Origin of the sequence: Gardnerella vaginalis (assembly GCF_001546485.1) — a bacterium.
Lineage (GTDB): Bacteria > Actinomycetota > Actinomycetes > Actinomycetales > Bifidobacteriaceae > Bifidobacterium > Bifidobacterium vaginale_D.
Map to the genome: position 1 here is coordinate 65,896 of NZ_KQ956852.1, position 10,231 is coordinate 76,126.

General features: G+C 42.4%; 10 protein-coding genes. 4 read left to right on the plus strand and 6 right to left on the minus strand.

The window, feature by feature from the left end; genetic code table 11:
- Positions 1-25 precede the first annotated feature (25 nt).
- The 3 genes from HMPREF3208_RS03070 to HMPREF3208_RS03080 all read right to left on the minus strand — a co-directional run bounded on the left by HMPREF3208_RS03070 (position 26) and on the right by HMPREF3208_RS03080 (position 2,481).
- Complete coding sequence (locus tag HMPREF3208_RS03070; RefSeq protein ID WP_004137098.1) at positions 26-631, minus strand: DUF624 domain-containing protein; 606 nt, start codon at positions 629-631, stop codon at positions 26-28.
- A 165-nt stretch (positions 632-796) separates the two neighbouring features.
- Positions 797-1,630, minus strand: coding sequence for a carbohydrate ABC transporter permease (locus tag HMPREF3208_RS03075; RefSeq protein ID WP_064347184.1), 834 nt, complete (start codon positions 1,628-1,630; stop codon positions 797-799).
- Positions 1,627-2,481 carry a carbohydrate ABC transporter permease gene (locus HMPREF3208_RS03080; RefSeq protein WP_064347187.1) on the minus strand — a complete coding sequence of 285 codons (855 nt, stop codon included), beginning with the start codon at positions 2,479-2,481 and terminating at the stop codon, positions 1,627-1,629. The genes HMPREF3208_RS03075 and HMPREF3208_RS03080 overlap by 4 nt, the downstream gene beginning before the upstream one ends.
- 298 nt (positions 2,482-2,779) lie before the next feature.
- On the opposite strand from HMPREF3208_RS03080, the gene HMPREF3208_RS03085 reads away from it, so the two are divergent.
- Positions 2,780-3,793 carry a LacI family DNA-binding transcriptional regulator gene (locus HMPREF3208_RS03085; protein ID WP_064347189.1) on the plus strand — a complete coding sequence of 338 codons (1,014 nt, stop codon included), beginning with the start codon at positions 2,780-2,782 and terminating at the stop codon, positions 3,791-3,793.
- Between the two features lie 317 nt (positions 3,794-4,110).
- Here HMPREF3208_RS03085 and HMPREF3208_RS03090 read toward each other — a convergent pair whose 3' ends face one another.
- Both HMPREF3208_RS03090 and HMPREF3208_RS03095 read right to left on the minus strand, forming a co-directional pair.
- On the minus strand, positions 4,111-5,457 hold the full coding sequence (locus HMPREF3208_RS03090) for an ABC transporter substrate-binding protein (RefSeq protein ID WP_064347191.1): 1,347 nt from the start codon (positions 5,455-5,457) through the stop codon (positions 4,111-4,113).
- 250 nt (positions 5,458-5,707) lie between these two features.
- Positions 5,708-6,433: a histidine phosphatase family protein gene (locus HMPREF3208_RS03095; RefSeq protein ID WP_064347207.1), complete on the minus strand. Its 726-nt coding sequence runs from the start codon at positions 6,431-6,433 to the stop codon at positions 5,708-5,710.
- 174 nt (positions 6,434-6,607) lie between these two features.
- On the opposite strand from HMPREF3208_RS03095, the gene HMPREF3208_RS03100 reads away from it, so the two are divergent.
- On the plus strand, positions 6,608-7,063 hold the full coding sequence (locus HMPREF3208_RS03100; RefSeq protein ID WP_064347193.1) for a DUF4235 domain-containing protein: 456 nt from the start codon (positions 6,608-6,610) through the stop codon (positions 7,061-7,063).
- Positions 7,064-7,155: 92 nt separating this feature from the next.
- Positions 7,156-7,938: a nitroreductase family protein gene (locus HMPREF3208_RS03105; RefSeq protein WP_064347195.1), complete on the plus strand. Its 783-nt coding sequence runs from the start codon at positions 7,156-7,158 to the stop codon at positions 7,936-7,938.
- 32 nt (positions 7,939-7,970) lie between these two features.
- Here the strand turns inward: HMPREF3208_RS03105 and HMPREF3208_RS03110 are convergent, their stop codons facing one another.
- Positions 7,971-8,228, minus strand: coding sequence for a hypothetical protein (locus HMPREF3208_RS03110; RefSeq protein WP_016637512.1), 258 nt, complete (start codon positions 8,226-8,228; stop codon positions 7,971-7,973).
- A gap of 344 nt (positions 8,229-8,572) precedes the next feature.
- Between HMPREF3208_RS03110 and HMPREF3208_RS03115 the strand changes: the two genes are divergently transcribed.
- Entirely contained in the window at positions 8,573-10,099 is a 1,527-nt protein-coding gene (locus HMPREF3208_RS03115) for an aminotransferase class I/II-fold pyridoxal phosphate-dependent enzyme (protein WP_081091168.1), read from the plus strand.
- The last annotated feature ends 132 nt before the right edge of the window (positions 10,100-10,231 follow it).

Consider the following 10,231-nt stretch of genomic DNA (forward strand, 5'->3'; position numbering starts at 1 on the left):
TCGCCTCATTAATTATTTGCATAAATCACTTCTTAATATACTTTGCAAAAACACGCTCCAACAAAGGCGTGTGAAGCATAATAGTCGATCCCCAACCAATGAATAATAGCAAAGGTAAACCTTGCGGAAAGTAAATAACTGATGCAGCCACAAGGCCTATAAAAATAGCGTCAACAATAATCATTCCAAGCGTTGCTTGCCAGTATGCAACGCTGAAAATAAAAGCATTCAGAATAGTCTTGCCAATAGAATTTTCAAAACGCGCTTGTAATGCAAAAACCCATTCTGCTATAAGAATCCAGATTATGCTTATTGCAAATTGCGGTATTAAAAGCGGTGGTATTCTAACTGCAATCCAAGCCCATAATATAAGAGCCAAAAATGGAGCCATCACAATCCAAATTACAGTTGATTTCAAAAAGTTACTGGCAAAAGCGCGGAAGTATGCAGAAGTCATGTGTCCTTCAGCATTTTCTACACGTCTTGCAGCATCGTGCGCTGCGCTAACAGCTGCACCAATGGTGATTAAAGGTATGCTAGTAACAATCATAAGTATGGTAAGCCACACTGTATTAGCAAATGTTTCCATACCTTGCGCAAACTTTGAATCCGGGCTTCCAAATGAGAACATTTATATATCTCCTTTACGCTTTGTTTGCGCTATTTATAGCTGACTTACTAGCAATACTTACTAACAATACCCCTACCAACAATACAATGGTGGTGACTTACAAATCTTACGACCGTAGTCACCACCATTATTTTAGCCACTTGAGATTTTGGAGGAGAAGAAATCTCAGCCTTTTACCGCACCTGACATAACGCCTTTGATAATATACTTCTGGCAGATGAGGTAGAAGATAATAATTGGAAGAATGGCAAGAACCAAGCAGCCCATCATGGCACCCATTTCAACGGAACCATAACCACCCTTCAAATACTGAACTGAAATCGAAACCGTCTTGTACTTGTTCAAGTCCAAGGTAAGGTACGGAAGCAGGAAGTCGTTCCAAATCCACATAGTTTGCAGAATAGACACAGACACAATCGCTGGTCGCATAATTGGAATAATAATCTGGAAGAATATGCGCGGCACAGAAGCGCCATCAATCATTGCAGACTCTTCAAGCTCTTGCGGAATGCCCTTAATCACGCCAGTGAAAATAAACACTGCAAGACCGGCGCCGAAGCCTAAGTAGATAATCCACAATCCCCATGGAGTGTTCAATCCGAGCTTGTTAGTGATGTCGGAAAGGGTGAACATAACCATTTGGAATGGCACAATCATGTTAAATAGGAACAGCACGTAAAGCATTACAGCGAACCAATTGTTGACTCTAACAATCCACCATGCGCACATTGATGTACAAAGCAGAATTAAAATCACAGCTCCAACGGTAATCACTATAGTCCACCAGAAGCTCATTATAAGATTCGTTCGCTCAATGCCTAGGTAGTAGTTACCAAATCCAATAAAAGACTTAGGGGTAAGGCTAAAAGGCTCGCTAGCAATATAAATCTTCGACTTGAAGGAATTTATAAAAACTATAGCGATTGGGAAAATCCAAAGTAAGCTTACGACAGTAAAGAAGATTGTCCAAAGTACCGGATGCTTCATTTTCTCGTTCATGCCACTACCTCCTTAGACCTAGTAAGCATATTCTGAATCAAAGCAATAACAGCTACAATCACGAAGAACACAACTGCTTTCGCCTGACCGACGCCTTCACCATTTGTGCGCCCGTAGAACGTGTTGAAAATGTTTAATGCCAACATTTCAGACTTATGAGAAGGCATACCGTTCGTCAAAGCCAAGTTCTGATCGAAAAGCTTGAAACCGTTAGTAACTGTCAGGAACGTGCAAACAGTAATAGATGGCATCATGAGTGGGATGGTAATCTTAAACAGCGTTTGCATCGGGGTTGCACCATCAACTGCTGCAGCCTCAATAACATCTCCTGGAAGAGCTTGCAAACCAGCAATATAAATAATCATCATATAGCCGATTTGCTGCCAGCAAATAAGCAGCACCAATCCCCAGAAACCATATACGGCAGAATATGTAATAGAACGACCGAAGTATGCCAAAATACCATTAAGTACAAGTTGCCAAACATAGCCCAACACAATGCCGCCAATAAGATTTGGCATAAAGAACACAGTGCGGAAAACGTTTGATCCACTGAACTTCTTAGTAAGCATATAAGCAATTGCAAAAGCAATCACGTTAATAAGAATAGTTGTTACAACAGTAAACGCTATAGTGAACATTAACGAATGAAGGAAATGTGGATCCTTAAACGCCTTAACGTAATTACGAACGCCAATGAATTTACTATCCGTAACAGCGTGGAATTTGGTAAAACTTAAATACACGCCCATAATAAACGGCACAACAAAACCAATAATAAAAGCCGCAAACGTTGGCAAAGCGAACAACGCCCACCATTTACGTATTGCTTTTCCACTCATACTAATCATGACTCGTCACTTTCTCCTCCTTGAGTGCGACGCCACCATAGACGTCGATGTCGAACCAATATCTTCATTCTACTACATGAATGAGCAATGTCAAACGTTGTCATTTTTTGCATTTCATAAAAAGCAATCGTTCATTTCTCTTTCAAAAAATTGCTTGTTATCGTTGGCATATTAATAAAATCTGCTAGAATGGAAACGGTTGCAAACTTTTGACTATATTGGCACCAATATTCATAGTGATAGCGCCGAGCACAACGTTGTGACGAGAAGTTGGTTGTATGCGGATGAAGGAGTTCACATGCCAGCAAATATCCAAGATGTGGCAGATAAGGCACACGTATCAGTTTCCACAGTATCTCGTTCCTTCACGCGGCCAAATTTAGTTTCTGCATCAACCCGCAACAAAGTGCTAGCCATCGCTGAACGGTTAAATTTTTCCATCTCTAAATCCGCTGCAGCATTAAAATCCGGAAGAACACTGCGAATTGCATTACTCATAAGCGACCAAATTCGCTTATGGTTTGGCGCATCAGTTATACAGGGGCTTAATCAGATATTTCACACTGCAGGGTACGATTTGTCTATTTTTCAAATTTCTAGCAGTGAAGAACGTCGGGAATTTTTTACTATGCTTCCAACAAGACGCAATGCTGATGCTGTTATTGTTTGTTCTTTTGATGTAAATACAAACGAAATTGCGCAATTAAAAACAACAGGTGTGCCGATTGTTGGCATTAACTGTTTGCATCCGCAAAATTGTGATTTTGACGCAACCATTAACATTGATGACGATCAAGGCGCGCGACTTATGGCACGTCACTTAATTGGTTTAGGACATCACAATATTGCATACGTGCGTACAACACGTGATGTTTCGTTACATTTCAGCGTATTGCAACGCTACCATTCATTTATCGATGAATGCAACAACAACGGTATTACACCTGTGGAGATCGTTGCCACTACAGGTTTAGATCGCATCAGCGCTATAGTTTCTACATTACTTGGCGACACAAATATGCCCACAGCTATAGCATGCCAAGAAGATGGAATTGCTATCCCACTTATGTTCCAACTTGCACGAAGTGGCTATTCTACACCAAACGATATTTCAATTATTGGTTTCGACGATAGTTTTTATGCTCATGAAACTGGATTGACCACCATTAGGCAAAATCCTGTCGATATTGCTACTACCGCAGCAAAAATGACGCTTGCGCTTATCAACGGTCAGGAAGTTGAAAATCCGTATAGAATTGTGCCAGCACAACTTATTGTGCGCTCTAGTACAGCAGCTTTATTAAACGAGTAACATTTATTTTGCATCGCTTATTCAGTTCAATCGCCGATAAATCACCATTTGCCAAGTATCTACTATGAGCTATTCAGCGCGAAACTAACTGAACAACACGAAACCACTACTTACTGTTGTTTTACTGACGCTCAATTAAGAGAACAATACTCAACATACTTTTCTTACCACCGCATATTGAGTGCTAGCTCCACATAAAAATCCGCTAGGACTTAACACTAATGTGTGTCAGTATCCTAGCGGATTCGCTTACGTCACCTTTGCTTGCTTACGTCAGCAGGAGTAACGCCTATTTTTTAATTTATTTATAAACTAAATTAGTCCTCATCTTCGTGAGCCTGAGAATATTCCTTAGCCCAGCCGTCGACGAATGCAGTCTTGACCTTATCCCACTTGCCAGTGCCCTGAGCGTACTCAAGCAAAGCAGAACCAAGATCATTCTTCCAGTTATCAGATGGCATGACAGTGAAGTTCCAGCTTACTGGAGTCTTACCGGACTTTGCATCCTCAACAGCAGCCTGAGTCAATGGATTGTCGGACTTAATGTCTGCGAAGCTCTTGAATGGAGTTGTGAAGCCCATCTTCTTAGACAAAGCATCCTTACCGGCTTCAGAAGTAAGCAACCACTTCAAGAAGTCCTTCGTAGCCTTCTTATTGGCGTCAGAAGCCTTATCGTTGATGCACCAGTAATTTTCAGAACCAGTAGCCAAACCCTGCTTCTCTTCACCCTTAGCACCAATGTAGATTGGGAGCATGCCAAGATCTTCAGCCTTCATACCAGCCTTGGAAAGGTCACCCCAAGCCCAAGTACCATTCTGGTAGAACACAGCCTTACCCTGGGAGAACTCAGAGTTTGCATCCTCACCAGTCTTGGAGCTGAGCTGAGTTGCAGGAGTGGTGGAATCAGTGATGTAAAGATCGAAAATCTTCTTGTAACCATCAAGGAACGTACCCTTAACCTTTGCAGGCTGCTTGGTAACATGATCTTCCTTGAATTCGTAGTACAAAGGAAGATTTGCAAGGTGGGTCTTGAAGCGCCAATCAGAGCTGGAATCGAAACCTGCAGAAGTGAAAGCACCATCAACACCAAGATCTGCCTTATGCTTCTGAATATCGTCAGCAACAGCCTTCAACTTATCGAAGGAATTAATTTCTTCAGCAGACTTTACTTTAGCATCCTTAAGCTCGGTATACTTCTTAAGCAAAGCCTTGTTGTAAATCAAGCCATAGGTTTCCATTGCGTATGGAATACCAACAACCTTATCTCCATCCTTCAAAGCAATATCCTTGTTCTGAAGTTGGCTATAAAGTTCTGTATCCTTCAAATCAGCCGTGTAATCTTTCCAGCTTGCATAACCAACTGGACCGTTAATCTGGAAGAGTGTAGGGGCTTCGTCACCCTTGCTGATTTCACTCTTCAAAGACTGCTCATATGTACCAGAAGCAGCGGTCTGAACCTTTACCTGAACGCCAGTCTTCTTGGTATATTCCTTAGCAACTTCCTTCCACTGGTTAGCAGCTTCTGGCTTGAAGTTCAGGAAGTAAACCTTACCCTTCTCAGCAGCTTTATCGCTGGAAGAGGAACCGCAAGCTGCGAGCGCACCAAACGCCATCGCTGAGCAAGCTACCAATGCAATTGTTGACTTAATCGTACGATTCATCATCGAACCTTTCTCCTATGCTAGCAATCCCATCATCGGACTGCTACACCGCTAGGTGTCCTTATCGACAATATTTATTATGCCTCAACTTGCGGAAGATTGCAAACGATGGCATAACTCAATTAAAGCGTGTCGCAGTAATAAATGATACGCAGTTATAATTCCGTTGCGAATCTTCGTAATATTTTATTTTTGATGTTATGTGTTCATGCTCATGCAGCAAACGATTGCTGTATTCACTACTGCGCAGAATCTAGCAATTCCAATGCACAATTACATTGTCACCTTTATATTCACCCAGCACAGAATAATGTGCAGTATCTAGACGAAGCAATCGTGCGAAATCTGGATTTACACCAAGCCAACGCGCAGTAAGTATACGCAATACATGCGCATGTGCAACAACTAGTACATTTCTACCTTGTGCTAATTGCGGCATAGCAGCATCAATAATTTTTTGTGTACGATCTGAAACCTCTTGTAGGCTTTCTCCGGAAGTTCGGTGTATATCCACAGCTTCGCCATTAGGGAGAACCTCTTGGCCGTCACTAATCATATGAGACGGAAGAACTTGAGGACCATGTTTCCATACATCCCATGCGTCAACACCGCTTAATGCCGCAATATCACCCCGCGTGCGACCTTCAGCACCACCATAATCCCACTCTAATGCGCTCCTACAAATCTCATACGTAACATAACCTGCAAGTTGTGCAGTTTGCTGAGCACGGCGAAGCGGACTCACCAATACGCAATCTGGGTCAAAGCCCTGAGGGAACGCCTCACGCAAACGTTCTCCCGCATCACATGCTTGCTGCATACCAACGTCAGTAAGCGGTAAATCTGTACGCCCAGTATGCTGGCCAGAAACACTCCAAGCAGTTTGGCCATGTCTAAGCAGCACTAAATTTCCCCGTTTTGCCAACTCTAGGTTTACACACTTTTTATGAGATGATTCCTGAGTACCGTTATTCTGCATAGTTTTCACGTTCCTCACAAGCGCCATGTACCCTGTTATCGCGCTGGACGCTACACAACGCGAATAATCTTCGCATAAGCATCTCCTAACATGCAGCCGCTTTGCCACAAATCAAGATTACTGTTCTATGGTACCGCCAAAATTGGTATTTCGTTACCACTACCATAGAGAAATATGACGCAATTACCATCGGCAAATAATAAATCCGCAAGAAGCCATCGCGCGGCTCAAATTACCGTTCAACGACTTAATGCAGCCAATCATAAGATTGACGCACTTCGCGAGCGCCGATTAAAAAACCCAAATACTTTAGGAGATTCGTTACTTAAAGCTGCGCTTCCTTCTTTCGCAACGTTTATTGCTGGACAGATTGCGCACGTAATATGGAAAAAACATGTTGATACGAGAAAAATCAATGTAAACTCTAATAATCGTCCTAACAATCTTTCTAAAGAAAAAATTGTGCAAAAGCAGCGTGTTAAGGAAGAAGAGCCGTTGCTAATGTCTCTTGGATTTGCAGTATTTTCTGCAATCCTTACTACGATTGTTGGTCGCTTAGTAAGCCACGGAACCTTGTCTTATATTGTACGAAGGCAAAGAAAACGTCAGTTTAGAAAAAATAAATTCTAATTTTGAATACATGAACTGAACATGCATAAATAATCGAAATAATAATCGAAAAATAGTCGAAATAATAAGAAATAGTAGGGGATAAGAATAACGTGCCAAACTTACGTCACAACGAAACTATTGATACTTTACTGAACCGCCGATCTATTCGCGCTTTCTGCAACGAAGCAATTGACGAAAATACAGTCGCAACTCTTGAAACCGTGGCTCAGCGCGCTGCTTGCAGCCAATTTTTGAACGACTGGTCAGCGATTAAAATTACGGATAGCTCAATTAAGCAGAAGCTCTCCGAAATCGGCAATCAAATGTATATTGCTACAGCTCCATTACTGTACGTTTTTATTATTGATCAGCACAGAAATGCTGCAATTGCGCGAAAAAATGGCGTAGATGCCGATACTGACGAATTTATGCTTAAAACTCGTTACCGCTTTACTCAAGCTCAAAATGACGTTATTTTGGCGCTTCACGCAATGGAAACTGCTGCGGAATCTTTGGGGCTTGGCTGTGTAATTCTTGGTTCAATTTTGAACAGTAGAACTCAGCTTATTGATATTTTGAATTTGCCTGAATACACGTACCCTGTACTCGGCTTAGCAATTGGTAAGCCTGCGCAAAATCCGGAATTAAAGCCGCGAATGAGTACAAAAATGCAGATTTTTGAGAACCGCTACCCTGCTGATGATGCTGAATTACTAGAAAATATTGCAGATTTTGACGCTCGCGTGCATCAATATTACGATTTGCGAAATGCTAGCAGACCAGTTGATGCTTTGAGTGCGCAAATTGTTGCGTTGGCAACGGATAATAGTGCGAAAAAACATGAGGCAGAGGATGTTGAGCAAGTTGCAAGGCAGGGATTTAACGTTGCGTAATTAGCGCAGCATTAGCTTAACGACGTCTTGGATTAGCGCCGTCTTGGCTTATACCCGCGCTTTCTAGATTTAGGCTTTGTGCTTGCAGCCGGCGAGCGCATATCCGAATACATGCGATCCACCGGGTTTTTATGCGTCAAATGCCAGCAGCCGCAATATTCACAGGCGTACACCCATAACTGCGCGCCGCGCTCTCGCAAACTTTGCTCCGCTGCCATAAGAGCCTGCCCTTTATTCTTATACATGATTTTTTGGGTAGATTCGCAGCGCTTCGGAGTAAAGAAATACATGGTTTTTATGGTAGCAAACCGCCTAACAGAGCTTCTACATACTACGTACAATAGCGCAGAATCACGCAGCATTCATAAGCTTAAGCCGCCAAACACATTCACAAAAGTTCAAAATAAATTCAATTTCTTATACTTTAGTTCAATTTTCCTACTGTTTTTTTATTATTTTTTACTATTTTTCGTCATTTTTTGAAAAAATACTATACAAAAATAATTTTTTCGACTAGCATTAGGCAAATAATTCAATTTAATACTTATATTTTGAACTTTATTGTGAATTTTGTCATGAGTTTGTTGTCGGTTTGTTCAATTTATAAATGTTGATTTTACGAGAAAGAAAGATTATGGCACAGAATTTTGCTGATGAGCTTAAGAAAGCTATGAAAACACAAAACTATAAGCAGATTGACGTAATCGCGCTTGCTGCAAAAAACGGCCATAAGCTTGGCAAAAGCCAGTTAAGCCAGTATTTAAGCGGCAAAACTGAGCCTCGCAAAGACGTACGTAACATGCTAGCTGAAATTCTTGGAATCAGCGGCGATGGAATCAGAGGCGGTCATTCTTGCGCAAAAATCGAGCAAAACTGCCAGTCTGCAGAAGAATCACAATTAAATCAGCCACAGCTTACAGAAGCTGAACTTTCCCAAACACTCAAACATAGAACCTTCAACAAATCCACCAAACTTGAGCACGTGCTTTACGATGTTCGCGGCCCTGTTGTTGAAGAAGCAAACCGCATGGAAGCAAACGGAACGCATATTTTAAAGCTCAACATTGGAAATCCTGCGCCTTTTGGTTTCCGCGCTCCAGACGAAGTGATTTACGACATGCAGCAGCAGCTTATTGACTGCGAAGGCTACTCGGATAGCCGCGGACTTTTCTCTGCGCGCAAAGCGATTATGCAATACGATCAGCTTAAGGGCATTCCAGGCGTGCAAATGGAAGATATTTACACTGGCAACGGTGTTTCCGAGCTGATTAACCTTTCTATGCAAGCGCTGCTTGATTGCGGCGACGAGATTCTTATTCCAAGCCCAGACTATCCGTTGTGGACTGCGTGCGCTAGCTTGGCAGGAGGCACTCCTGTGCACTACATGTGTGACGAAAAGTCGCATTGGTACCCAGATATTGCCGATATTCGCTCTAAAATCACGCCTCGTACTAAAGCAATCGTGATTATTAACCCAAATAATCCTACGGGCGTGCTGTATAGTCGCGAAGTTTTGGAAGAGATTGTTAAGATTGCGCGCGAGTTTAATCTAATTATTTTTGCGGACGAGATTTACGACCGTCTTGTTATGGACGGCAAGAAGCATATTTCGATTGCTTCTCTCGCTCCAGACGTGTTCTGCGTAACCTTTAGCGGACTCTCTAAGTCGCATATGATTGCTGGCTTCCGCATCGGTTGGATGAGCCTTTCTGGAGATAAATCCAAGGCTCGCGACTACATTATGGGTCTTAACATGCTGTCTAATATGCGTTTGTGCTCGAACGTTCCTGCACAGTCGATTATTCAAACTGCTTTAGGCGGATACCAAAGCGTTGAGAAATATTTGGAGCCGGGAGGTCGCGTGTATGAGCAGCGCGAGTATTGCTATAACGCACTTCAGGAGATGGATGGCGTAAGCGTTGAACGTCCAGACGCTGCTTTCTACATGTTTGTAAAGCTCGATCCTGCTCGCTACAACATTCACGACGACGAACAGTTTGCGCTTGATTTGCTGCGCGATCAGAAGTTGCTGATTGTGCATGGAAAAGGCTTTAATTGGGAGACTCCAGGCTACTTCCGCGTAGTTTACTTGCCGCGCTTACAAACGCTTCGCGACGCAATGGGCAAACTCTCCAACTTCCTCTCTTACTATCGCCAGTAATTATGCATCTTGCTTGCAAGCCGCAGCACTACAAATCACAGTACAAACAGCTAACGCAAGTAGGTACATTTCGGAGTAAAACACCGCAACAAACACAAAGAAAACCCAACAAAGCTATACAAGAGTAGGGCT

What these genes read in the sequence shown, in the direction of transcription:
- HMPREF3208_RS03070 (WP_004137098.1), bottom strand. Translation starts at nt 631, where the DNA reads ATGTTCTCATTTGGAAGCCCGGATTCAAAGTTTGCGCAAGGTATGGAA.
- HMPREF3208_RS03115 (WP_081091168.1), top strand. Translation starts at nt 8,573, where the DNA reads ATGGCACAGAATTTTGCTGATGAGCTTAAGAAAGCTATGAAAACACAA.
- HMPREF3208_RS03075 (WP_064347184.1), bottom strand. Translation starts at nt 1,630, where the DNA reads ATGAACGAGAAAATGAAGCATCCGGTACTTTGGACAATCTTCTTTACT.
- HMPREF3208_RS03085 (WP_064347189.1), top strand. Translation starts at nt 2,780, where the DNA reads ATGCCAGCAAATATCCAAGATGTGGCAGATAAGGCACACGTATCAGTT.
- HMPREF3208_RS03110 (WP_016637512.1), bottom strand. Translation starts at nt 8,228, where the DNA reads ATGTATTTCTTTACTCCGAAGCGCTGCGAATCTACCCAAAAAATCATG.
- HMPREF3208_RS03090 (WP_064347191.1), bottom strand. Translation starts at nt 5,457, where the DNA reads ATGATGAATCGTACGATTAAGTCAACAATTGCATTGGTAGCTTGCTCA.
- HMPREF3208_RS03080 (WP_064347187.1), bottom strand. Translation starts at nt 2,481, where the DNA reads ATGATTAGTATGAGTGGAAAAGCAATACGTAAATGGTGGGCGTTGTTC.
- HMPREF3208_RS03095 (WP_064347207.1), bottom strand. Translation starts at nt 6,433, where the DNA reads ATGCAGAATAACGGTACTCAGGAATCATCTCATAAAAAGTGTGTAAAC.
- HMPREF3208_RS03100 (WP_064347193.1), top strand. Translation starts at nt 6,608, where the DNA reads ATGACGCAATTACCATCGGCAAATAATAAATCCGCAAGAAGCCATCGC.